20 protein-coding genes, 3 tRNA genes, 1 other RNA gene and 1 pseudogene are annotated in these 21,653 nt (G+C 66.4%); 13 read left to right on the top strand and 12 right to left on the bottom strand.

The genetic code is table 11. From position 1 onward, the window contains the following. Positions 1-98 precede the first annotated feature (98 nt). From trpC to C7K55_RS00220, 5 genes are all read right to left on the bottom strand, one after another. Positions 99-986: an indole-3-glycerol phosphate synthase TrpC gene (trpC, locus tag C7K55_RS00240; RefSeq protein ID WP_106501417.1), complete on the bottom strand. Its 888-nt coding sequence runs from the start codon at positions 984-986 to the stop codon at positions 99-101. Between the two features lie 5 nt (positions 987-991). Further along, positions 992-2,482, bottom strand: a complete 1,491-nt coding sequence (locus C7K55_RS00235; protein WP_241518058.1) for a dihydrolipoyl dehydrogenase — start codon at positions 2,480-2,482, stop codon at positions 992-994. A 38-nt stretch (positions 2,483-2,520) separates the two neighbouring features. Beyond that, positions 2,521-3,360, bottom strand: a complete 840-nt coding sequence (locus C7K55_RS00230; protein WP_241518057.1) for a TrmH family RNA methyltransferase — start codon at positions 3,358-3,360, stop codon at positions 2,521-2,523. 1 nt (position 3,361) lies between these two features. After that, on the bottom strand, positions 3,362-3,610 hold the full coding sequence (locus C7K55_RS00225) for a hypothetical protein (RefSeq protein ID WP_106501415.1): 249 nt from the start codon (positions 3,608-3,610) through the stop codon (positions 3,362-3,364). A gap of 8 nt (positions 3,611-3,618) precedes the next feature. Further along, positions 3,619-3,702 (bottom strand) — tRNA-Leu (locus C7K55_RS00220). A 153-nt stretch (positions 3,703-3,855) separates the two neighbouring features. Between C7K55_RS00220 and murA the strand changes: the two genes are divergently transcribed. The 5 genes from murA to C7K55_RS00195 all read left to right on the top strand — a co-directional run bounded on the left by murA (position 3,856) and on the right by C7K55_RS00195 (position 8,481). Continuing rightward, positions 3,856-5,172, top strand: a complete 1,317-nt coding sequence (murA, locus tag C7K55_RS00215) for a UDP-N-acetylglucosamine 1-carboxyvinyltransferase (protein WP_106501414.1) — start codon at positions 3,856-3,858, stop codon at positions 5,170-5,172. Between the two features lie 12 nt (positions 5,173-5,184). Continuing rightward, positions 5,185-5,266: transfer RNA gene (locus C7K55_RS00210), tRNA-Leu, on the top strand. Positions 5,267-5,289: 23 nt separating this feature from the next. Then, positions 5,290-6,504, top strand: coding sequence for an aspartate aminotransferase family protein (locus C7K55_RS00205; protein ID WP_254969483.1), 1,215 nt, complete (start codon positions 5,290-5,292; stop codon positions 6,502-6,504). Continuing rightward, positions 6,494-7,780, top strand: a complete 1,287-nt coding sequence (locus C7K55_RS00200; protein ID WP_241518056.1) for a bifunctional folylpolyglutamate synthase/dihydrofolate synthase — start codon at positions 6,494-6,496, stop codon at positions 7,778-7,780. Before C7K55_RS00205 ends, C7K55_RS00200 begins: the two co-directional genes overlap by 11 nt. A gap of 242 nt (positions 7,781-8,022) precedes the next feature. Beyond that, positions 8,023-8,481: a pentapeptide repeat-containing protein gene (locus tag C7K55_RS00195; protein ID WP_241518100.1), complete on the top strand. Its 459-nt coding sequence runs from the start codon at positions 8,023-8,025 to the stop codon at positions 8,479-8,481. Here C7K55_RS00195 and C7K55_RS00190 read toward each other — a convergent pair. Genes C7K55_RS00190 through C7K55_RS00180 form a run of 3 tightly spaced genes read right to left on the bottom strand, consistent with a single transcriptional unit; the run spans position 8,465 to position 11,542 of the window. Then, entirely contained in the window at positions 8,465-9,844 is a 1,380-nt protein-coding gene (locus C7K55_RS00190; protein WP_106501411.1) for an FAD-binding oxidoreductase, read from the bottom strand. The genes C7K55_RS00195 and C7K55_RS00190 overlap by 17 nt on opposite strands. After that, entirely contained in the window at positions 9,837-11,117 is a 1,281-nt protein-coding gene (locus C7K55_RS00185; RefSeq protein ID WP_106501410.1) for an amidohydrolase family protein, read from the bottom strand. The genes C7K55_RS00190 and C7K55_RS00185 overlap by 8 nt, the downstream gene beginning before the upstream one ends. Then, a complete protein-coding gene (locus C7K55_RS00180; protein WP_206603449.1) occupies positions 11,117-11,542 on the bottom strand; it encodes a DUF4359 domain-containing protein in 426 nt (141 codons plus the stop codon). Before C7K55_RS00180 ends, C7K55_RS00185 begins: the two co-directional genes overlap by 1 nt. Before the next feature lie 107 nt (positions 11,543-11,649). Here C7K55_RS00180 and C7K55_RS00175 point away from each other — a divergent pair, with 107 nt between their 5' ends. Together C7K55_RS00175 and C7K55_RS00170 are read left to right on the top strand one after the other, a co-directional pair. Then, on the top strand, positions 11,650-11,862 hold the full coding sequence (locus tag C7K55_RS00175; RefSeq protein WP_106501408.1) for a hypothetical protein: 213 nt from the start codon (positions 11,650-11,652) through the stop codon (positions 11,860-11,862). Positions 11,863-11,935: 73 nt separating this feature from the next. Then, a tRNA-His gene (locus tag C7K55_RS00170) sits at positions 11,936-12,008 on the top strand. A gap of 48 nt (positions 12,009-12,056) precedes the next feature. Here C7K55_RS00170 and C7K55_RS00165 read toward each other — a convergent pair. Together C7K55_RS00165 and C7K55_RS00160 are read right to left on the bottom strand one after the other, a co-directional pair. Next, positions 12,057-13,118, bottom strand: a complete 1,062-nt coding sequence (locus C7K55_RS00165; RefSeq protein WP_106501407.1) for a DUF1611 domain-containing protein — start codon at positions 13,116-13,118, stop codon at positions 12,057-12,059. After that, positions 13,112-14,209 carry a dipeptide epimerase gene (locus tag C7K55_RS00160; protein WP_106501406.1) on the bottom strand — a complete coding sequence of 366 codons (1,098 nt, stop codon included), beginning with the start codon at positions 14,207-14,209 and terminating at the stop codon, positions 13,112-13,114. The genes C7K55_RS00165 and C7K55_RS00160 overlap by 7 nt, the downstream gene beginning before the upstream one ends. 151 nt (positions 14,210-14,360) lie before the next feature. Here C7K55_RS00160 and miaB point away from each other — a divergent pair, with 151 nt between their 5' ends. The 5 genes from miaB (at position 14,361) to ftsZ (ending at position 19,372) form a co-directional block, all read left to right on the top strand. Continuing rightward, positions 14,361-15,734 carry a tRNA (N6-isopentenyl adenosine(37)-C2)-methylthiotransferase MiaB gene (gene miaB / locus C7K55_RS00155; RefSeq protein ID WP_106501405.1) on the top strand — a complete coding sequence of 458 codons (1,374 nt, stop codon included), beginning with the start codon at positions 14,361-14,363 and terminating at the stop codon, positions 15,732-15,734. 33 nt (positions 15,735-15,767) lie between these two features. After that, the gene (locus C7K55_RS00150) at positions 15,768-16,865 is read left to right on the top strand and encodes a D-alanine--D-alanine ligase family protein (RefSeq protein ID WP_106501404.1); all 1,098 of its coding nucleotides are present in this window, start codon (positions 15,768-15,770) and stop codon (positions 16,863-16,865) included. Beyond that, on the top strand, positions 16,862-17,272 hold the full coding sequence (locus C7K55_RS00145; RefSeq protein WP_106501403.1) for a hypothetical protein: 411 nt from the start codon (positions 16,862-16,864) through the stop codon (positions 17,270-17,272). The genes C7K55_RS00150 and C7K55_RS00145 overlap by 4 nt, the downstream gene beginning before the upstream one ends. 22 nt (positions 17,273-17,294) lie before the next feature. Then, positions 17,295-18,113 (top strand): cell division protein FtsQ/DivIB, encoded by an 819-nt coding sequence (locus C7K55_RS00140; RefSeq protein WP_106501678.1) that lies wholly within the window; start codon positions 17,295-17,297, stop codon positions 18,111-18,113. Between the two features lie 77 nt (positions 18,114-18,190). Then, positions 18,191-19,372 (top strand): cell division protein FtsZ, encoded by a 1,182-nt coding sequence (gene ftsZ / locus C7K55_RS00135; protein WP_241518055.1) that lies wholly within the window; start codon positions 18,191-18,193, stop codon positions 19,370-19,372. Between the two features lie 18 nt (positions 19,373-19,390). Here the strand turns inward: ftsZ and ffs are convergent. Next, an RNA gene (gene ffs / locus C7K55_RS00130) (signal recognition particle sRNA small type) lies at positions 19,391-19,487 on the bottom strand. A 45-nt stretch (positions 19,488-19,532) separates the two neighbouring features. Here ffs and panB point away from each other — a divergent pair. Beyond that, positions 19,533-20,372 (top strand): 3-methyl-2-oxobutanoate hydroxymethyltransferase, encoded by an 840-nt coding sequence (gene panB, locus C7K55_RS00125; protein ID WP_106501676.1) that lies wholly within the window; start codon positions 19,533-19,535, stop codon positions 20,370-20,372. Here the strand turns inward: panB and hemW are convergent. Next, a pseudogene (hemW, locus tag C7K55_RS00120) lies at positions 20,329-21,525 on the bottom strand (radical SAM family heme chaperone HemW); the annotation flags it as partial. The gene panB and the pseudogene hemW sit on opposite strands and share 44 nt — an antisense overlap. Between the last annotated feature and the right edge of the window lie 128 nt (positions 21,526-21,653).

The raw sequence follows: 21,653 nt of genomic DNA, 5'->3' as shown, positions 1-21,653 counted from the left end.
GCAGCACCCAACCTGCGCGCTTCTTAGCTAAACCAGTGCTTAGCTAAGCCTTGGTTTAGCTAAGCACTGCAAACACAAAGATCAGCCCCTGCCGATCATCAGACGCTGCCGATCAAGGTCTCCAGGGCGGCGGTCACATCGGCCTGACGCATCAGCGCTTCGCCCACCAGCACCGCATCGGCGCCAGCACCCTGTACCCGGTCGAGGTCGTCGCGGGTGAACAGGCCCGACTCGCTCACCAGCAGGCAGCCCTTGGCGCGGATGCGTTCGCCATAAACGGCAGTGAGCTGCTCGGTGGTGGCCAGATCGGTATGGAAGCTGGCCAAATCGCGGTTGTTGATACCGATGAGTTGCACGCCATCAAGGCCCAGCACCCGCTCTAGTTCCTCGCCGTCGTGCACCTCCACCAGCACGGCCAGGCCCAGAGCCCTGGCCACCTTGAGCAGGTAAGCCAAATCCTGATCGCTGAGAATCGCGGCGATCAGCAGGGCCGCATCAGCCCCGGCGGCGCGGGCCTGGAATAGCTGATATGGGCTCAGGATGAAGTCCTTGCAGAGCAGGGGCAGATCCACCGCCTGGCGCACCTGCACCAGCACCTCAAAGCCACCCTGGAAAAACTGCTTATCGGTGAGCACCGAGAGGCAGCTAGCACCACCGGCTGCGTAGCCCTTGGCAATCGCTTCAGGATCGAAATCCTCGCGGATCACGCCCTTGCTGGGGCTGGCCTTTTTCACCTCGGCGATCACCGCCGGCTTGCGGCAGGAGGCCCGTAGGGCCGCCAAAAAATCCCTGGTCGCCGGCAGCTCAGCAACCTGCTGTTTGAGCTTCTCCAAGGGCACCCTCTCCCGGGCGGCCGTTATCTCCCGATCCTTCTCCCAGAGGATCTGCTCAAGAATGTGGCGTGGCTCGCTGTCCTCGTGGCGGATGGCGTATTCGAGAAAGGCCACCTTCACCTTGGGGTTGGGCGGCCGGCGACGGATCTCCATGGTGCTCAGCCTGCCACCGCCATGGCTGCTTGCTTGTAGGCCACTTCCACCACCTCGCTCAAGGTTGGATGGGTGTGCACCTCGGTGGCCAGTTGCAACACGCTCTGGCGGCGGGCCACGGCGTTAGCGATCTCCTGGATTAGGTCGGCCGCATGCAAACCAAAGATGTGGGCGCCCAGCACCTCACCGCTGGCTTTGTTGAACAGCAATTTCATCAGACCTTCGCCCTCGAGTTCAGCCAGGGCCTTGGAATTGGCCTTGAAGTAGCTGCGCACCAGGCCCAGCTCAAAGCCCTCTTGCTCAGCCAGGGCTTTGGCATCGGCCTCGCTCAGGCCCACCGAGCTGATCTCCGGGTGGGTGAAGGTGGCCGCTGGAATTGAGCGGTAGTCGATCTGGCGGCTGTGGCCAAGAATGTTGTCTACGGCCACGGTGCCTTGGGCGGCGGCGGTGTGGGCCAGCATCATCTTGCCGGTCACATCGCCTACGGCCCAAAGGTGCGGCACCGGCTCACCTCCCACCAGCACCCGCATCCGCTCGTCGACTGGCACGAAGCCCCGCTCGGTTTCCACACCAACGGCAGCCAGGTTGAGCACGGCGCTAGTGGGCACCCGCCCAGTGGCCACCAGCACCGCATCCACCTCCAGGGTTTCCACAAGCTCCTTAGTGGCCATGTCTGCCAGCTCGATCTTCACCGGGCAGCCGGGGGTAACCTTGCGGGCCAGCACACCGGCACGAGCGTCGATATCGCGGCCATTGATCAAGGTGCGGGCAGCAAGCTTGGCGATGTCGGGATCGAAGGTGGGCATCACCCGATCGAGGGCCTCAATCATCGTGACCTCACAGCCCAAGGCCGTGTAGACATCAGCGAATTCCAAGCCGATATAACCGCTGCCGATGATCGCCAGCCAGCGGGGCAGCCACTCGAGGTTCACCGCCTCATCGCTGGTGAACACGGTGCGCCCATCTGTCTCGATACCGCGGGGCACGAAAGGCTCAGAACCAGTAGCCAGAATCACATCTCGGGCGCTGATAGTGCGCTCGATGCCACTGCCGCTCTCGCGCACAGTTACATGCTGATGGCCGGCCAGGCGGCCCTGACCCCGCAGGATCGTGGCACCGGCGCGCTCCAGGGTTTTGGTGAGATTGCTGCGGATAGTTGCCACCAGCTGGTTGGCATGGTCGGCGATCTTTTGGCGCTCAAAGCGCACTGGGGCGGCGTGGATGCCAAAGCCAGCCAGATGCTCGGCGTCGGCCAGCTCCCGCACCCGGCCGCTGGCCGCCAGCAGGGCCTTGGAGGGCACACAGCCCCTGTTCACACAGGTGCCGCCCATATCGCGAGACTCAACAATGGCGACCCGCAGGCCATGGTCGGCAGCGTGCTTCGCCGCATCGAAGCCGCCATAGCCGGCACCGACCACGATCACGTCGTAATCGAAGCTCGATCCGTCAAAAAGCGATCCGTCAAAACGCAATCCGTGGAGGGGGGCGTCGCTCACCGGGCAGCACTGCGGTTGTTGACGGGCATTCTCCCCCGTCAAGCTCCAGCCTGCTGGCGCAGACGCTCGAGCAGTAGCGGAGCTGCCGCCACGGCCACATTGAGGGATTCCACCGCTGGGCTGTGGGGAATGGTGACGCGCTGGCTGGCAAGGGCCTGGAGCTCCGCTGACACCCCAGCTCCCTCATTGCCAAGCAGCAACACCGTGGGCCGGGTCCAATCGAGCTGCCAATAGGGAAGAGGTGCCGAAATAACAGGCACAGATCCGGTCTCGGGGCGCACCGCAACCACCAGCTGCAGGCCGGCGGCCGTTGCCGCCTGCAACCGCTCCGCCAACTCCTGCCTGCTCTCTCGCACCAGGGGCAGGGCCAAAGCCGCCCCCGCCGAGGCGCGCAACACCTTTGGTTGAAATGGGTCAGCCCCATCGGCCAGCCACAGGGCCCCAACCCCCGCCGCCAAGGCAGTGCGCATCAAGGTGCCGAGGTTGCCAGGATCCTGGATCCCATCAAGAGCCAGCACAAAGCTGGCTGTGCCTGGAGCCGCTGCCGTCGGAGGCAGCAGGCTGGCCACCACTCCGTCGGGATGCTGGGTAGTGGCTATGGCCTCCAGCACCTCACCACTCACCAGTCGCCAACTGCAGCCTGGAGGCAGGGCTGCCACCAGATCGCCATGGTCAGCCAGCCAAGCGGCGGTAGCCAAAAGGTCCCTGGGCTGAAGCCCTAGGCGCACCGCCTCCTGCAGTAGGTGGGTGCCTTCCAGAAGCAGCAACCCCTGCTCGCGGCGACCGCGAGACTCCTGCAGAAGACGCAGCTGCTTTACAAGCGGGTTGCGGCGGCTAGTGAGCGGCTCGGCAGCACCCAAGCCATCGCTTGGGATCACTTCAGAAAGCCTGGTGACGGCGCACACTCAAACCGTCGTGCACTACGAGCTCCTTGCCGTCTAAATCGAGACCACGCACCGAGGCGACCTCACCTTTCAAGCCTTCAGCATGGAGGTTTTCGACCAATTTCTTGATGACAATGTCCTCGATCGTGGATTGATCAAGGCTGTCGGGGGTAAGGCTCTCAAGGAATTTGCCTAGCTTCGAAGCCATCACCTCGGAAGCGTTTGAGATCTTGAGAACGATCATGGGAAAAGTGCGGATGGGGAGACTTGAACTCCCACGACATTGCTGCCACTAGTACCTGAAACTAGCGCGTCTACCAATTCCGCCACATCCGCGTGGCTGTCGCTAGAGCTGAGCTCGGTGCAACGAGCAAAACATAAGCCATCGGCAACCCGCACCAGGAGTCGGAGCCAGTTCCGGCGGCGGTGGTCTAGACGGTCTCACCTTTTATTGTCAATATGCTGCGACATGAGCTGGGCAGTCGTTCCATGGGTCTGATCGCTGTCCAATCACCTAGCAAGACCCGTTCTCTTCAAAATCCTCGGCTTGAAATCCGAGGCGGCCGGTGCCTCTCCGGTGAGCTGCACGTGAGTGGTGCCAAGAACTCAGCCTTGGTGCTGATGGCTGCCTGTCTGTTGACCAGGGACACCATCCGACTGAGAAACGTCCCTCCTCTCACCGACATCGCCGCCATGGGCGAAATGCTCAGCAGCCTTGGCGGCCAGGTCCACCGTGATGGTGACGCGCTGGAATTAAAAGGAGATTCAATCAATAGCTCTACAGCGCCCTACGAGCTGGTGAATAGCCTGAGGGCCAGCTTCTTCTGCATTGGCCCCCTGCTTGCCCGCACTGGCATGGCCAAGGTGCCCCTTCCAGGCGGCTGCCAGATCGGTACCCGGCCAGTTGTCGAGCATGTCAAAGGTCTCAAGGCCCTGGGTGCCCAGGTCACCATTGAGCATGGGGTCGTCACCGCCGTGGTGCCAGGCAGCGGCCATCGCCTCACGGGCGGCCGCATCCACATGGACTGCCCCAGCGTTGGCGCCACCGAGACACTAATGATGGCGGCCGCGCTCGCCGATGGCGATACGGTGATCGACAACGCCGCCCTTGAGCCAGAGGTGGTTGATCTGGCAGGCCTGCTGATCGCCATGGGCGCCAAGGTGCGCGGCGCCGGCACCTCCACGATCACGATCGTGGGTGTGGATCGCCTGCATGGCGCCGACTACGCCGTGATCCCAGATCGCATCGAAGCGGGCACGTTTCTACTGGCAGCCGCCATCACCCGCTCCCATTTGCGGGTAACCCCAGTGATCCCAGATCACCTTGGCGCCGTACTAACCAAGCTCGAGGAGGCGGGTTGCACCTTGGAGCACGACGGCGTCGGGCTCACCATCAAGGCCGATCAGATCAATGCAGTTGACCTGCGCACCCAGCCATTCCCCGGCTTCCCCACCGACCTGCAAGCCCCCTTCATGAGCCTGCTGGCCACGGCCCGGGGCACCAGCGTGATCACCGAAAACATCTTTGAAAATCGCTTGCAGCACGTGGGCGAACTGCAACGCATGGGTGCCGACATCCGCATGCAGGCCAACACCGCCTTTGTGGAAGGGGTGGCACGCCTCAGCGGTGCTCCAGTGCAAGGCAGCGACCTGCGCGCCTCCGCGGCCATGGTGCTGGCTGGCCTAGCCGCCGACGGCATCACCAGCGTGCGCGGCCTCGAATACCTAGACCGTGGCTACGCCAATCTTGAGGGCAAGCTCAATGCCGCCGGTGCCAGCATTGAGCGTGTCAGCTCGGCGGCTTAAGCTCTCAACTGCGGGAGCGTGCCGGAATTGGTAGACGGACTCGACTCAAAATCGAGCGCCTTCGGGTTTGTGGGTTCGAGTCCCACCGCTCCCATCTCGCCCATCACCCACTCAGGCATGTCTGCCTCAGCCGTGATGGACACCTACGCCCGCTTCCCGATCAGCCTCACCCGAGGCCGGGGAGTCTGGGTTTGGGATAGCAATGGCAAGCGCTATCTCGACTGTGTAGCCGGCATTGCCGTCTGCACCCTCGGTCATAGTGACGGGCGGCTGAAGCGGGCCCTAAGCCGCCAGCTGGGCAAGCTGCAGCACGTATCCAATCTGTATCGAATCCCCGAGCAGGAGGAACTCGCCGCTGCGATCACCGCCAGCAGCTGCCTGGATCGGGTTTTCTTCTGCAACTCCGGCGCTGAGGCGAATGAGGCCGCCATCAAACTGGCCCGTAAGCACGGCCACACGGTGAGGGGAATCGCCACTGGCGACGGCAAGGCGCCCCTAATCCTCACCGCCCAAGCCAGCTTCCACGGCCGCACCCTGGCTGCGGTTACGGCCACGGGTCAGCCCAAGTACCACCAGGGCTTTGAGCCGATGGTGCAGGGCTTCCGCTACTTCCCTTACAACGACACTGCCGCCTTTGAAGCTCTGCTCGCCACCTGCGAAGTGGAGGGTCCGCGGGTGGCCGCCGTGCTGCTCGAACCAATTCAGGGCGAAGGCGGCGTGCATCCCGGCAACAGGGCCTTTTTTAGGCGGGTGCGGGAGCTCTGCGACGCCCACAACATTCTGCTGATCTTCGATGAAGTGCAGATCGGCGTTGGCCGCAGCGGCCAGCTCTGGGGCTACGAGCAGCTGGGCGTCGAGCCCGATGCGATCACCCTGGCCAAGGGCCTCGGCGGCGGCATCCCCATCGGTGCCCTGGCGGTGAAAGCCTCAGTGGATCACTTCCGCCCCGGCGAACACGCCAGCACCTTCGGCGGCAACCCCTTCGCCTGCCGCGCCGGCCTCACCGTGCTAGCCGAACTAGAGCGGCGCGACCTGCTCAGCCACGTGCAGCGGATGGGCGCACTGCTGCAAGAGCTACTGGCCCAGCTGGTGAGCCGTCATCCCACCCTGCTGGAGGGGGTGCGGGGCTGGGGTCTGCTGCAAGGCCTGGTGCTGCGCGAAGAGGCCCCAAGCGCTCCGGACATCGTCAAGGCGGCCATGGGGCAGGGGCTGCTGCTGGTGCCCGCCGGCCCACGGGTGGTGCGCTTCGTGCCCCCGCTGGTGATCCAGCCCCGCCACCTGCGCCTGGCCGTCGACCGCCTCGAGCGCGCCCTACTCAGCCGTGGCCGATGAAACAGCCGTGGGCACTGAGCTCGACAATTTCGCCGACCTGATCGAGCCCTTCAGCCGCCGCGGCGTCGACCTGGGACTCGATCGCCTCCAGGCCGCCCTCGCCGAGCTTGGCAACCCCGAGCGCCGCTTTGCCGCCGTGCAGGTGGCGGGCACCAACGGCAAGGGCTCGATCTGCACCCTGGTGCACCAGGCCCTGCTGGCCGCCGGCATCCGCGCCGGCCTCTACACCTCGCCGCACCTGGTGAGCTGGACCGAGCGCATCCGGCTTTGCCATGACCCGATCGCCGCGCCATGCCTGCGCCGCCACCTGGAAACCGCCACGCCGATCGCCCAACGCCACCAGCTAACACCGTTTGAGCTGGTCACCGCCGCCGCCTTCCTGGCCTTCGCGGCAGCTGATCTGGAGCTGGTGGTGCTGGAGGTGGGACTGGGGGGCCGGCTCGACGCCACCACCTGCCATCCCCACCGGCCCGTGATCGGCTTTGCCTCGGTGGGGCTCGACCACGCTGAGTTCCTCGGGCCGGATCCAGCCACGATTGCCGCCGAAAAAGCCGGCGTGCTCCAGCCGGGGGCCGTGGCAATTAGCGCTCCCCAGAGCCCGGAGGTGGCGGCGGTGCTGAGCGATAGCGCCGCCGCAGTGGGAGCCGAACTGCGCTGGGTGGAGCCGCTGGATCTCAACCAGTGGACCCTGGGGCTTTCAGGAGCCGTGCAGGCCGCCAATGGCGCCGTCGCCCTGGGCCTGCTGCGGGCATTAAAGGAACGGGGCTGGCCGGTCAACGACCCAGCCATACGCCGCGGTTTCGCAGCAGCCCGCTGGCCAGGCCGACTGCAACAACTGAGCTGGCACGGCTTACCCCTACTGCTCGATGGCGCCCACAACCTGCCGGCCGCCCTCGCCCTACGCGCCGAACTCGACGCCCATCCCGAGCGCCACGGCCTGGCCTCCGGCCCGCGCTACTGGCTGCTTGGCATGCTGGCCAACAAGCAGGGGCCGGAGATAGCCGCGGCCCTGCTGGCCCCAGGCGACCGGGCCTGGATCGTGCCGGTGCCGGGGCACGCCTGCTGGAGCCTTGAAGCCCTTACAGCCGCCTGTCCCAGACTCGCTAGCCAGCTGCACAGCGCCCCCAGCCTCGAGGCCGGCCTGGCCCAAGCGGGAAGTGGTTTGCAGCGCGTGGTAGCTGCTGGCTCTCTCTACCTACTCGGCCAGGCAGCCACATCAGAGCAGACCCCAGTTGCAAGCCCAGGGACTTCTGAAGGGACTTCTGACTTTGCTTAATCAGGTTTTTGCTTGTTAGCTTAGCTAAGGCTAAGTCAAGTCATAAAACACGCGCCTCCTCCTCCCCTTCTGCCACTCCACACCATCCAGGCCAAAGTGAGGTCCCGCGGCCCATCCCCATGGCTCCCTTCTTCGAGCTCCTCTCAGTGGCCCAGTCAGTAGCCAAATCAGTAGCGAAATCAGGAGCAAAATCAAGCGCGAGATCAATAGGGAAATCAGTAGTCCTTTCCCTAGCTCTGGGGCTGCTGCTGGTGCTGTCTCCACTGCTTTCTCCATTGCCTGCAGCGGCCGACTTCTCCGGCGTGGACTACACGCTCACCAACCAGAACGAGCAGGATTTCAGCGGTCAGGATCTAGCCAATACCTCCTTCGCTGGGGCCACCGGACGGCACGCCAACTTCAGCGGCGCCGATCTGCACGGGGCGATCCTCACCCAGGCGGCCTTCCCCAATGCCAATTTCGCCGGCGCCGATCTCAGCGGCACCCTGATGGACAAGGTGGACCTCTCCGGAGCCGATCTCAGCGGAGCCATTCTCACCGGGGCGATCGCTTCAGGCAGCAGCTTCCGCGGCGCCAACGTCACCGATGCCGACTTCAGCGACGCCCTGATCGACCGGGTAGACCAGCGCTCCCTCTGCCGCGATGCCGAAGGCACCAACCCGATCACAGGCGCCGACACCCGCCTCAGCCTGGGCTGTTAAGCCAGCCGCGCAATTTGCCGGGGTTGAGCAGGCCGGCCGGGTCGTAGGCGGCCTTTGCTGCCACCTGGTCGGCATCGATCACACCCAAGCCGCCATCTTCGACGCTGATCACGTGGGGGTTAAACAACACGGCACCGCAGCGGCGGCAATCGTCTAGCAGCTGCTGCAGGGCCTCCTCGCCGCGCCAGCGCAGCAGCGGCAGGGCCGCCAGCCGGGCCGCACCCTGCTGCCTCACGGCCTCCAGGTGCCAAAGCAGGTCGTCGCCCCATTGCTCCCGCAGGCGCTCCAGACAGGGGGCCTCCGGCTGGGGCAGCAGCATCTGCAGGTAGGTCCAATCAGGATGCTGGGCGCGCCAATGCAGGGTGGTGTGGTTCCAGCTGAGCTCCCGCAGCGGCAGCCCACGGCTCTGGCCCTGGGGGGCCTGCCAGCGCAGCGCTCCGCCCCGGGCCGCCAGCCAGCTCGGCAACACCTCCAGGGCTGCGGGGGCGGCTAGCAACATCAGGCGCTGCTCACCAGGCTCGGGCGCCGGACAGCCCGCCGGCCAGGGGAGCTGGCTAACCAGCGGAGCCTCCAGCACGGTGATGGCATTGAGCTCAAAGGCCGTGCTTGTAAGGGCCTGGGCCGCCGCCAGGGCCTGCCCCCACTGCTCGAAACCCACGACCAGCTGCTGCCAAACCACAGCCTCGCTGGTGGGCAGCCGCAGGGCAGTGATGATGCCATTGGTGCCGTAGGCGTGGTTGAGCGGGGCGCTGGCCGCAGCATCGAGCTGCAGCAGCCGCGGCTCGGGCTCGAGGGTTACCACCTCCAGGCCCAGCAGGTTGCCAGGATCGCGCAGAAAACCCCAGCGCAGGGAGCCGATGCCGCCGGAGCCACCGGCGATAAACCCACCGATGCTGGCGCTGCGCACCGTGCTGGGCACCAGCCGCAGGGCCCGGCCCCGGGGGGCCAACTGCTTCTCGATCGCCCCCATCAAGGCGCCTGCCTCCACCTCGAGCACCCCGGTGGCTTCATCCAGCTGGCGCAGCTGATTGAGGCCGCTGAGATCCAGCACCAGGCCGCCTTGCAGCGGCACGCACTGGCCATAGTTGCCCGTGCCGGCACCCCGCACCGTCAAGGGCACGCCCTGTCGAGCACAGGCTCCTGCCACCAGCAGCACCTGCTCCACCGTGGTGGCTCCGGCCACCAGCTGGGCGCGGCAGCCCTGCAGCAGGGGCACCAGCACCGGCGAGTAGTCGTAGTAGTCGCGGGAGAGCCGCTCCAGCTCCAGCGGCGACTCGGCCCCGAGCAGCGGCAGGGCCGAATCCAACCGGCGCAGCTCAGCTGCCAGGGCAGTGATCTGGTCCTCAGGGCAACGCTCAGCCATGGGGTGGCAAAAGGGGTGAAGGCTTCTCAGCTTCGGGCGGCGGCAGCCAGACGCCTTGACGCAATACCCGCCGCTGGGGCGGCCGGGCCAGCAGCTCCCCCCAGCTACCAGCACCAAGCAGCACTAAATCGGCTGGGGCCCCAAGCCGCACCACCCCATCCCAGGCCAGCTCCAGCACCGCTGCGGCGGCGGTGCTGAAGGGGGCCAGGCCCAGCCGCTGCCAGGGCATCAATTGGCAGAGCGGCGCCGACCAGCGCAGCAGCTCAATGGGATCGAAATCACCACCTGGATACCAGGGGTCTTGCACGTTGTCGCCGCCGATAGCCAGCCTCACGCCCGCCTGCTGCAGGCTGCGGATCGGCGCCAGGGGCCGCCGCCAGGGAGTGCGCCCGGGCCGGCGCCCCAGCAGCCAAAAATTGGTGTTAGGCAGGGCTACCACGGCGATGTTGGCGGCGGCCAGCCGATCCGCCAGCCGGTCGCAGTTGCGTTGCGGCAACAGGGCCATGCTGCTGGCGTGGCTGCAGGTGATCGCCACGGCGCGGCGCTGCTCCAACACCAACTGGGCCACCATCGCCACCCCCTCGCCAGGGCAGGAATCGGCCTCATCAACGTGCAGATCCACCCCGCAACCATGGCGCTCGGCCAGGTCAAGCAGGGCCAGCAGGGCCTCGCGGTCGGCGCTGCGGCTAGCGGCACCCTGGCCATAGGGCGGCCCGATCACCCCACCCAGCAGCCCCTGGCCAGCGGCCACCCGCCGGGCCAGGGACTGCCCCTCCGCCGTGAGCCAATGGGCCATTGGTGCCAGGGCCACCAGCTGCAGCTCCAGCCGCTCGCGCCAGCGCTCACGGGCCGCCAACAGGGCTTCCCAGCTGGGCTCGGCCCCAGCCCCCACGCTATCGATATGGCTGCGGATCGCCCGCACGCCGTTGCGCCAGGCCCGCTCCAAGGCCCGCTCAGCCCGCTCAGCCACCTGCTCAACGCTGCGCTGAGCGTATTCGCGTTGGTTAGCAGCAAAGGCCGCCGCCATCGTGCCCTCCCGGTTGGGAAAGGCAGCGGCGCTGAAAGCCTTATCTAAGTGGGCATGGGGCTCAATTAGGGGAGTGAAGGCCAGGGGCAGGCTGGCCGCCGCCGCCTGGGCGGGCAGGGGCGAAATGGCCGTGATCCGTCCCGCCTCGAAAGCGATGCTCAGGGACACCAGCCCATCCGCATCGGCGCGAAACCCTGCTCCGCCCAGGCGCGGATCCAGCAGCCCCCGGGGCAGGCGCAGCTCCACTAGGGGCTCTCGGAACGGTCGCTGGCAGCGCTGATCAACACAAATTGACCGGCTACGCCCACGACGGTGGAGCGAAAGCGCGGCACCTGCCAGCGCAGCAGCGATTGGCCGCCCAGCTCACTTTCGAAAACACTCAACAGGCCGTAGTTGCGGCGGCGGGTGTGGCTGAGCACCACGGCCGCCAAGGCCGCTCGCTGGGCCTGAACAAGCCCCAGGCAGTTGTTGATCGCCATCCGCAACAGCACCGGCAAGCCGCCATCGCCGCAGAGCTCCTTGCTGATCTCTTCCACTAGGCGATCACTGGCGTAGGCGCGGAAATCGGCAGGGGATGGATTGGTGAGGGCAAGCCCGCCAGCGGCTAGGCCGAGCACGATCAAGCCAGGCGCCCATGCAAAGCGGGCCGGGGTGTCCGAACGGCAGACCAAACGGTGCAAAGTTGCAGGCAATCAAGGTTGGCACCCTTTGCTCACCACGGCAGGCGCCTTGCCCCAACCCTCAACGTCCTGTCTAATGCGAGCCCAGGGGCAAGGGCATGGACCAGAAGCTCATTGGCACGGCCTTTCTGGCTGCCCTGGCAGCAGCCCTGCTCGACGCCAACTCAGCAGCATTTCTGCGCGACATAGTCGGGCCCTGGCTGCGCTCGCCGCTGCTGGTGCCAGTGGCCGGCGTGCTGCCCGAACTGCAAACAGGCGCGGGGATTCTCTGCCTGGTGGCAATTCCAATCCTGTGGCTGAGGCCGCGGTAGCTGGGCTGAAGCAGGCCGCCGCAAGGGGTGAGAAGCCTTGACAGGCCACGACTTGCTACATTCCAAGGGCGAGGCGGGCGTCGCCAAGCGGTTAAGGCAGCGGCTTGTGGTGCCGCCATCCGGGGGTTCGAATCCCCTCGCTCGCCCTTGATTTCCTAGCCGTCCCCACCACTTTTGGGGCGGCTTTTTTGTGACTACTGCAGCGCCTGCAGCAAAACCCCAGCCCCATGCCGCACCGGATCGGCGCAAGGCAAGCCGAGCTCGGCCGCGGTGGCGTCAACAGCAAGCTGAGCTGCGGCGGCGTCCAATCGGGCGGTGTTGAGCGCCACGGCCCGTACCCGCGGCCGCAGGCCATCGGGACGCCCCAAGGCCGCCAGGGCCTCCAGCGCCGCGATCAACTCGGCCAGGGGCGGGATCGCCACCGGCACCTCCCCTGGCCGGGTGCGCACGTGGCTCTGGCCAGCGCGGTGCACCAGCAGCAGTTCGGTGGGCTGGCTGCCGCGCAGCAGGGGCAAGGTGGCGCTGGAGCCCGGATGGCAAAGCGACCCCTGGCCCTCCACCAGCAGCAACGCCTGCGGCCCGGCCCCAACGGCGGCGGCCAGCACGGCCGCCTCCACGGCACCGGCGGCGTAATCAATCCGCACGGCATCGAGGGCCACGCCCTGGCCGCTGATCAGGATGCCCGCCTGACCCGTGCCCACAAAGCGGGCGTCAAGGCCGCAGCGCCTGGCCTCAGCCTGCAACTCCAAGCAGGCGCTCATCTTGCCCACGGCCATATCCGAACCCACGGCCAGCACCCGGCGGCAGGGCAGGGCAGCGGCTCTCGCTGCTGCCACCTCCAAGCCAGCCGGCTCCTGGCGGAGATCCCAGATCCACTGGCCGGCTCGGCTGCAGGCGGCAGCCAGCTCGGGATCATCGCCAAGGCGGCTGTGCAGGCCACTGGCCAGGTTCAGCCCCGCCTCCAGCGCCGCCAGCAGATCGGCCCGCATCGCTTGTGGCAGGCGGCCACCGGAGGGGGCCAGCCCCACCACCGCCACCTCGGGCCCGTAGGCCAGGGCCGCCGCCATATCAGCCACCACCGGCACAGCCCGCTCAATGCCGCTCACCTGCTGCAGGTCGGAGCCAGCGAAAGCCGGATCGATCACCGCCACGATTGGCCCACTGCGATAGCGCAACATTGCCAAACCGGTCTTGCCGCTGAGGTCGTCGAGGCCGCCGTGGAGCAGCAGCACGACCGGAGCGCTTGGGCTCAACATGACGCCTGCCCCATGGAGATACCCAGATTGATGCCAAGGCCGGGGCCCGCTGGCGGAATCAGCACGTCTCCCTCCAGGGTTAATCCGGTGAAGGGGTCGTCCACCAGGTTGAGATGGCTATCGAGATCGGGCCAGGTCACTAGGGGCAGCAGCTGGGCTGCCGCGCCATTGAGCAGGGCGCCATCCGAGTAGCACCCCACCATCACCCCTAAACCCAAGCGGCGAGCCGTCTGGGCCAGCAGCAGGGCCTCGCTGAGGCCACCGCTCTTGAGCAACTTGATGTTGATGCCATCTACGTGGGGGGCCAGCCGCAGCAGATCGGCCAGCCGCCAGCAGCTCTCATCGGCCACCAGGGGCAGAGGAGATTCGCCATGCAAGGCCGCAAAACCAGCGCTGTCAGCCTCCGGATCCAGCAGGGGCGCCAGGGGCTGCTCCAGCAGCACCACGCCGGCCCGCTCCAGGGGCTCGAGCATGGCCCGGGCTGTGGCCAGATCCCAGCCGCCGTTGGCATCCACCTGCAGCTCGCAGGCGCTACCTGTCTGCTGGCGCCGCTGCTCAAGGGCGGTAGCCACCCCCTCCAGCAGGGGCAGGTCGTGGGCGATGCCAGCGGGGCTGCCCAGCTTGAGCTTGATGCGGGTGGCAGGCAACTGCAGCCACCAGCGCTCGAGCCGCGCCAGGACAGCCTCGGGCGTACCTAAGCCAAGGGTGACGCTGGTGGCGACACAGGCGCCTGGATCCAGGCCCCAGAGCCGGTGCAGGGGCTGGTTCAACCTTTTGCCCCACCAGTCGTGCAGGGCCAGATCCAAGCCGCAACGGGCCGGGGGGCTCAGGGCGGCGAGCAGGGGCTCCAGGGCCTGCAGGGGCTCAGGCGCCAGGGCGGCCAGCTGGGGGGCAACCGCCTCCAGCTCCGCCGCAACAGCATCGATGTCGTAATGGCGGTGGCCGGTTTCAAAGCCGCCGGTCTCGCCTATGCCCGTGAGCCCGTCGTGCTCAAGGCTCACCAGCAGGTGCTCCGCCGTAGCCGTCGTGCCGCGGCTGATGGCCAGGGGCACGGCCTTGGTGAGCTGAAAGCGTTGCAGGCGAAGCTGCATTAGGGCTGAGGCGCTGCTCTCAAGCTGACACGGGTCTGGCACACGTCCTGGAATCCGTACAGCGTGTACAGATTCCAGGACACCAGACCAGATCCCTTTTCCCGCCAGCCGCCAACTCTGATAGCCGAACCCGATGGCCGAAACTAGTTGCATGACGGCCACCAACCTCAGCACCAACGTCCCCCGCGGCAGCTACTGGATCACCACCTTTGGCTGCCAGATGAACAAGGCGGATTCCGAGCGCATGGCCGGGATCCTGGAAGCCATGGGCTACCGGGCCGGCACGGACGAGCACAGCGCCGATTTGGTGCTTTACAACACCTGCACAATCCGCGATAGCGCCGAGCAGAAGGTTTACAGCTACTTAGGCCGCCAGGCCCAACGCAAGCGAATCAACCCCAACCTCACCCTGGTGGTAGCGGGCTGCGTAGCCCAGCAGGAGGGCGAATCTTTGCTGCGGCGAGTGCCCGAGCTGGATCTGGTGATGGGCCCCCAGCACGCCAACCGGCTGGACACCTTGCTGGCCCAGGTGGAGCAGGGTCAGCAGGTGCTAGCCACCGGTGAGCAGCACATCCTTGAAGACATAACCACCGCTCGCCGCGACAGCCAGGTATGCGGCTGGGTGAATGTGATCTACGGCTGCAATGAGCGCTGCACCTACTGCGTGGTGCCCTCGGTGCGCGGCCAGGAGCAGTCGCGGCTGCCCGAAGCGATCAAGCTGGAAATGCAGGGCCTGGCGGCACGCGGCTTCAAGGAGATCACCCTGCTGGGCCAAAACATCGACGCTTACGGCCGCGACCTGCCCGGCATCACCCCCGAAGGCCGCCGCGCCCACACCCTCACCGACCTGCTCCATCACGTCCACGACGTGGCCGGAATTGAGCGGATCCGCTTTGCCACCAGCCACCCGCGCTACTTCACCGAGCGGCTGATCGATGCCTGCGCCGACCTACCCAAGGTGTGCGAGCACTTCCATGTGCCCTTCCAGAGCGGGGACGATGACGTGCTCAAAGCCATGGCCCGCGGCTACACGGTGGATCGCTACCGCCGCATCGTTGAGCGCATCCGTGAGCGCATGCCCGATGCCTCGATCAGTGCCGATGCGATCGTGGCTTTCCCCGGCGAAAGCGACGCCCAATACCGCCGCACCCTGGCCCTGATTGAGGAGATCGGCTTCGACCTGGTGAATACCGCCGCCTACTCGCCGCGGCCCAACACCCCAGCAGCCGACTGGCCAAACCAGCTCAGTGAGGCGGTGAAGGTGGAACGCCTGCAGGAGCTCAACGCCCTGGTGGAGCGCACCGCCCAGCAGCGCAGCAACCGCTACGCCGGCCGCTGTGAGCAGATCCTGGTGGAAAGCAGCAATCCCAAAAACTCCAATCAGGTGATGGGCCGCACCCGCACCAACCGGCTCACCTTTTTCCCCGCTCAAAACGCCCATGGCAGCCCGATCAAACCGGGCGACCTAGTAACGGTGCAAATCGAAGAGGTGCGCGCCTTCTCCTTGAGCGGCAAACTGGCCTGAGTTTTGGGCCCCCTGGGTCCCATACCGGCCGGCATGACTCCCACCCCCATCGCCGTTGGTCTGATCTTTGGGGGGGCCTCCGGCGAACATGCCGTCTCAATCCGTTCCGCCGCCACGGTGGCGGCGGCCATGCGGGATGCCGAAAACGCGTCGAGCTACGCGCTGCATTGCTTCTACATCGATCCCGAAGGGCGCTGGTGGGGAGCTGAGTTGGCCGATGCTGTGTTGCGCCAGGGCAGCCCGGCCCGGCTCGAGCAACTGCCCCAACCGCTGCCGCCGCCTGGATTCCGGGGCTTACCTGCCGGCGCCCTAGAGATCGATGTGTGGCTGCCGGTGCTGCACGGCCCCAACGGCGAAGACGGCACGATCCAGGGCCTGTTCACCCTGATGCAGGTTCCCTATGTGGGTTCGGGTGTGCTGGGCTCGGCGGTGGGCATGGATAAGCAGGCGATGAAGGCCGCCTTCGCCGCCGCCGGCCTGCCCCAGGTGCCCTATGCCTGCGTGTCAGCGAGCGCAGCGGCCCAAAACGACGACCCCCTGCTCGACCAGCTGGAGAGCCAGCTCGGCTACCCCTGCTTCGTGAAACCAGCCAACCTCGGCTCTTCGGTGGGCATCAGCAAGGCCACTGATCGGGCCAGCCTGCAGGCCGGTCTGAAGCTTGCCGCCGCCCTTGATCCGCGGCTGGTGGTGGAGCAGGGGGTGACGGCCCGCGAGCTGGAATGCGCGGTGCGGGGCGGCGGCCACCAGCCCCTGCAGGCCTCGGTGCTGGGCGAAATCTGCTTTGAAGCCGATTGGTACGACTACGAAACCAAATACAGCGAGGGCAAAAGCCACACCGTGATCCCGGCGCTGGTGCCAGAGGCGGTGGCTGAACGCTGCCGGGGCATGGCGATAGAGGCCTGTGAGGCCGTTGGTGCCATGGGGCTTTCGCGGGTTGACTTCTTCTTCTGCGAAGCCAGTGGCGAACTGTGGCTCAACGAGATCAACACCCTGCCGGGCTTTACCAGCCAGAGCATGTACCCGATGCTCTGGGCCGCCACGGGTGTGGCCCTGCCCACCTTGGTGCGCGAATTGATCGAAGGGGCCCGAGAATGGCATTTGCAGGTATCTAGTGGAGGCCCTTCGACATGAGTCACGGCCTGCTTTGGTTGCCACTGCTTTTAGTGTTCGTACTGCTCACCGCCCTGGGCTGGCTCGAGCGGCGGCGGCAGCGCTTGTTTCGCGAATGGGCCGAGGGCTCCGAGCTGGCCAAACTCGACAGCTGCGGCGGCGCCCGGCTGGTGGATGGCCTGCTGAGTTGGTGCTCCTTCGAAGCCGGTCAACTCAAACAAGATGACTTTTTTGTGATTAAGCAGCTCGAATTGGTTGAGCTGCTTTCGCTGGGTTCGGGCGAGGCGCCCCTCACCGAAGAGAGCCAGGGGGCTTGCCGACTGCGCTTAGTGGGTGGTGGCGAACAAAAAGACCTGCCCTTCGCCGATTCAGAGCGGGCCCGGCGCTGGATCGATGAGCTGATGTCGCGCTCGCGCTGCGAGTTGTGAGCCAGGAGTGGAGCCTGTTGCGGTGAGTGCCACCCCTCTCCAACCTGGATCGGAGCGGCGGCGCCAACTGCGCCAGCAGCGGCGCCGAGAGCGCCTGCGCAATCTTTGGCGTTTCCTTGTGCTGCTAGCCCTCGCCGGCGGCCTGGGCTACGGCCTGCTGCGTCAGGGCTGGGTACTAACCGGCCCCGACCAGGTGGAGGTGGTGGGCAGCCAGCAGGTGGGAACCGACCAGGTGGTACAAGCCGTCCGCCTGACTTTTCCCCAACCCCTGCTGGGCTTGCACCCCAAACGCATCGCCGATGTGCTGGCCGGTGCCCTGCCGGTGGAACAGGTGCGGGTGAGTCGGCTGATGGCACCGCCGCGGCTGCGGGTTGAACTGGTCGACCGCCAGGCGGTAGCCAGGGCCCAGCGACGCACCGCCAAGGGAAGCGAGCAGGGCTATGTCGATCGATTCGGCCACTGGATGAGCATTGGCCAGGGCCAGGGGGCCGCAGCCAAAGCCAGTTCCGGCTTACTGGTGCTGGGTTGGCAGGCCCGCTACCGCCCGGCCCTCGCCCTGGTACTCGAACAACGGGGGCGGATTGGTGGAGATATCACCCAGATCCGCTTTGAACCAGACAGCAGCCTGTGGCTGCAGAGCAAGCGGCTCGGCAAGGTGCGCCTCGGGCCGGCTGATGCCCAATTGGGGCGGCGCCTTGAAGTGCTCCGTCACCTGCAACAGGAACTGCCGGCGAAGGTGAAGGGCCGCCAGCTGCAATCCATCGATCTCAGCGATCCAGAACAACCCGAGCTGGGCCTACCCTCCACCCCTGGCCAGGCTGCCGCCAGCAGGGAGCCGTAAGGAATCCAGCAGAGACATGCCAGGAAACCCGCAAAGGTGAGACACTCTCCTGATCCAGGCAAGGAAACGCCGACATAATGCAGTCGCCGATTGTTCGCACCGTCACCCCCGATGCCGCTATGACCCAAAGCTCTTCCCAGTCAAACGGTGTCCAGGCCTCAAACGATCCGTCCTTTGGCGGCGTTTCAGGCGAGATTGTGCCGAGCCAGTCGGCACGCATCGAAGTGATCGGGGTCGGCGGTGGCGGCAGCAATGCGGTGAACCGCATGATTGCCTCCGACCTCCAGGGTGTGGGCTACCGGGTGCTGAACACCGACGCCCAGGCGCTGCTGCAGTCGGCATCGCAGAAGCGCATCCAGCTCGGACAAAAACTGACTCGCGGCCTAGGTGCCGGCGGTAATCCGGTAATCGGCCAAAAGGCTGCGGAAGAGTCCCGGGCCGAACTGCAGGAATCACTGCAGGGTGCCGACCTTGTTTTCATCGCCGCTGGCATGGGTGGTGGCACCGGCACCGGCGCAGCACCAATCCTTGCCGAGGTCGCCAAGGAAGTTGGCGCCCTCACCGTAGGCATCGTCACCAAGCCCTTCGGTTTTGAAGGTCGCAAGCGGCTGCGTCAGGCAGAAGAGGGCATTGCCCGGCTGGCCGAGAGCGTGGACACCTTGATCGTGATCCCCAACGATCGCCTGCGCGATGCCATTGCCGGCGCCCCCCTGCAAGAGGCCTTCCGCGCCGCCGATGACGTGTTGCGGATGGGTGTTAAGGGCATCAGCGACATCATCACCCGGCCTGGCTTGGTGAACGTCGACTTCGCCGACGTGCGCTCGGTGATGGCTGGCGCCGGCACCGCACTGCTTGGCATCGGGGTGGGCTCCGGCCGCTCCCGCGCTCTTGAGGCGGCTCAGGCGGCGATGAGCAGCCCCCTGCTGGAATCGGCCCGCATCGACGGTGCCAAGGGTTGTGTGATCAATATCAGCGGCGGCAAAGACATGACCCTCGAGGACATGACCACCGCCTCTGAAGTGATCTACGAGGTTGTCGATCCTGACGCCAACATCATTGTGGGTGCCGTGGTGGATGAACGCCTCGAGGGCGAAATCCACGTGACCGTGATCGCCACCGGCTTCGAGAGCGGCGCCCCCTACCGCACCGAGCGCACCGTGGTCAGCTTTGCCGGAACTCCCCTGTTCAACAGCACCCAGGAGGAACGGGGCGCCAAAATCCCGCCATTCCTGCTCAACCGCCAGAGCCAGGAAAGCTAGTCAGCGGTTTGTGATTGGGGTGACCCGGATTCCACGCCTGCCCTGAGCATCCCGTGTGGCTGCTCCCTTCCGGTCCTGACCAGATTTGGGCGTCAGAGCCGCATGGGTCCGAGTCGACTAGATGTTAGCAATGGCATCACCCGCACCGAAGCCCGTGCCCCTGCGCCCCGCTGATCTGGCGAGCCGCAAGCAGGCTGGCCTGCCGATCACGATGCTTACGGCCTGGGATGCCCTCTCTGGCGCTCTGGTGGCCGAGGCGGGCGCTGATGCGGTGCTGGTGGGGGATTCCCTGGCGATGACCGTGCTGGGCCACGCCACCACGCTGCCGGTGACCCTCGAGGAGATGCTGCACCACACCCGGGCCACGGCCCGCGGCCTGGCCAGCAGCTGCGGCCCTGGGCAGATGCCCCTGCTTATTTGCGATCTGCCCTTCCTCAGCTATCAGTGCAACCCAGATGACGCAGTAGCTGCCGCCGGCCGGGTGCTCAAGGAGACCCCCGCCGCCGCTGTGAAACTTGAAGGCGCCGAGCCTGAGACCCTGACCTTGATCGACCGGTTGGTGCGCAGCGGAATACCGGTGATGGGCCACATCGGCCTGATCCCCCAGTCGGTTCATCGGCTGGGCTACCGCCGCCAGGGCAACGATGAGGTCAGCCGCGAGCGACTGCGGCGCCAAGGCCTGGCCCTGCAGGCAGCGGGTTGCTTCGCCCTAGTGCTTGAACACGTGCCCGCCGATTTGGGCGCCTTGCTGCAACAGGAATTGGATCTACCGGTGATAGGCATCGGCGCCGGCGAGGGCTGTGATGGCCAGGTTCGGGTCACGGCAGACCTGCTGGGGCTCACCAGCCGCCAGCCCCCGTTCAGCCCGCCGCTGTTGCAGGGTCGTGCCCTGGGGGTGGCAGCGCTGCAAGGCTGGATCGCCAGCCAGCGTCACCCTGCCCAAGCAACTGCTCCTGCTCCTGCCACCAAGCCAGTAGCTCCCTCAGCACCCCATTGCTGAGGGCCAGGCCAGCTGGATCGCTGAGTCGCCAGCGGGGCCCCTCAATCCGCAGCAGCCCCTCACCTATCCAGGGATCCAAGTGGCTGCGCAAGGCCACAAGCGCCGCTGGCCCCAGACCCGCCTGGGCCAGCAGCGCGGGCATGGAAACCCCCTCGCGGCGGCGCAACCCCACCAGCAAGCGCTCATCTAGCGGCATTCCTGGGCAAGCCTGACCAGCGCTAGCGGGCGACGAGCCCGGCTGGGCCAACCAGTCGGCGTAGGCCTCGCGGGTGCGCGGCCGGGCCAGGCGCTCGCCCCAGGGCGCCGCGGTGGCTCCCATCCCAAAGCCCCACCAGCCGGCGCCGCTCCAATAGACGCGGTTGTGGCGGGAGGCATGGCCTGGGAGGGCGAAGTTGGAGATCTCGTAGTGGCCGTAGCCAGCGGCGCTGAGCTCGGCCCAGGTGAGCTCCATCAAGTCGGCGCCTAGGTCGGCATCGGGGAGCTGCAGCTGGCCGCGATCGTGGCGCTGGGCAAACACGGTGCCGGGCTCCAGGGTGAGGTCGTAGACGGAAAGGTGGGGCGGTGCCAGGGCAATGGCTTGCCGCAGTTGGCGGCGCCAGTGGCCCAGGTCCTGACCCGGCAGGCCCTGGATCAGATCCAGGCTCCAGCTGCTGAGGGCCCCGCCGCCCAGGGCTTGGGCCAGCCAGCCGGCGGCCTCCAGCAGGTCCGCGCCGCGGTGGCGGCGACCCAGCCCGGCGAGCACGGCATCGTCAAAGCTCTGGCCGCCCAAGCTCACCCGGTTTACCCCGGCCTGCAGATAGCCAGCCAGGCGATCCTGGTCAAAACTGGCTGGATCAAGCTCCAGGCTGATCTCAGCTCCAGGAGCCAGGCCAAACCGGCAGCTCAGTGCCGCCAGCAGGGACTCCAGCTGGGGGGGCGTCAGCAGGGAGGGCGTACCGCCACCGAAATACACCGTGGCAAGCGGGGGGCCGGGGGGCGAGGCGGCAATCTCCTGCAGCAGCAGGCTGAGGTAGGCCGCAATCGAGGCCGACCCCGGCGCCGGCGCTTCCCCGCCGGCAAGGTCGCCCAGGGGCACCACCGGAAAGTCGCAATAAAAGCAACGCCGGTGACAAAAGGGGATGTGCAAATAGGCACTGCGCGGCGGCCAGAGCAGGGCGGCTGCCAGGCCTGGAGCTGGGGCTGGGACTGAAACTGGATGGGGAAATTGAGCAGTCACAACGACAGGTGCGGAAACCCCTTCAGGCCAAAGGCACCGAAATCAGGCATGCTGCATCCCAGATC

The sequence above is a fragment of the Cyanobium usitatum str. Tous genome (genome assembly GCF_003011885.1).
GTDB lineage: Bacteria > Cyanobacteriota > Cyanobacteriia > PCC-6307 > Cyanobiaceae > Cyanobium_A > Cyanobium_A usitatum.
This window is presented reverse-complemented; position numbering and strand designations above follow the sequence as displayed.

Bases quoted from the DNA above. Each gene is read 5' to 3' on its own strand.
- trpC (WP_106501417.1), bottom strand. From the start codon at position 986: ATGGAGATCCGTCGCCGGCCGCCCAACCCCAAGGTGAAGGTGGCCTTT.
- C7K55_RS00225 (WP_106501415.1), bottom strand. From the start codon at position 3,610: ATGATCGTTCTCAAGATCTCAAACGCTTCCGAGGTGATGGCTTCGAAG.
- murA (WP_106501414.1), top strand. From the start codon at position 3,856: ATGGGTCTGATCGCTGTCCAATCACCTAGCAAGACCCGTTCTCTTCAA.
- C7K55_RS00205 (WP_254969483.1), top strand. From the start codon at position 5,290: ATGTCTGCCTCAGCCGTGATGGACACCTACGCCCGCTTCCCGATCAGC.
- C7K55_RS00190 (WP_106501411.1), bottom strand. From the start codon at position 9,844: ATGGCTGAGCGTTGCCCTGAGGACCAGATCACTGCCCTGGCAGCTGAG.
- C7K55_RS00175 (WP_106501408.1), top strand. From the start codon at position 11,650: ATGGACCAGAAGCTCATTGGCACGGCCTTTCTGGCTGCCCTGGCAGCA.
- C7K55_RS00165 (WP_106501407.1), bottom strand. From the start codon at position 13,118: ATGTTGAGCCCAAGCGCTCCGGTCGTGCTGCTGCTCCACGGCGGCCTC.
- C7K55_RS00160 (WP_106501406.1), bottom strand. From the start codon at position 14,209: ATGCAGCTTCGCCTGCAACGCTTTCAGCTCACCAAGGCCGTGCCCCTG.
- miaB (WP_106501405.1), top strand. From the start codon at position 14,361: ATGACGGCCACCAACCTCAGCACCAACGTCCCCCGCGGCAGCTACTGG.
- C7K55_RS00150 (WP_106501404.1), top strand. From the start codon at position 15,768: ATGACTCCCACCCCCATCGCCGTTGGTCTGATCTTTGGGGGGGCCTCC.
- C7K55_RS00145 (WP_106501403.1), top strand. From the start codon at position 16,862: ATGAGTCACGGCCTGCTTTGGTTGCCACTGCTTTTAGTGTTCGTACTG.
- ftsZ (WP_241518055.1), top strand. From the start codon at position 18,191: ATGCAGTCGCCGATTGTTCGCACCGTCACCCCCGATGCCGCTATGACC.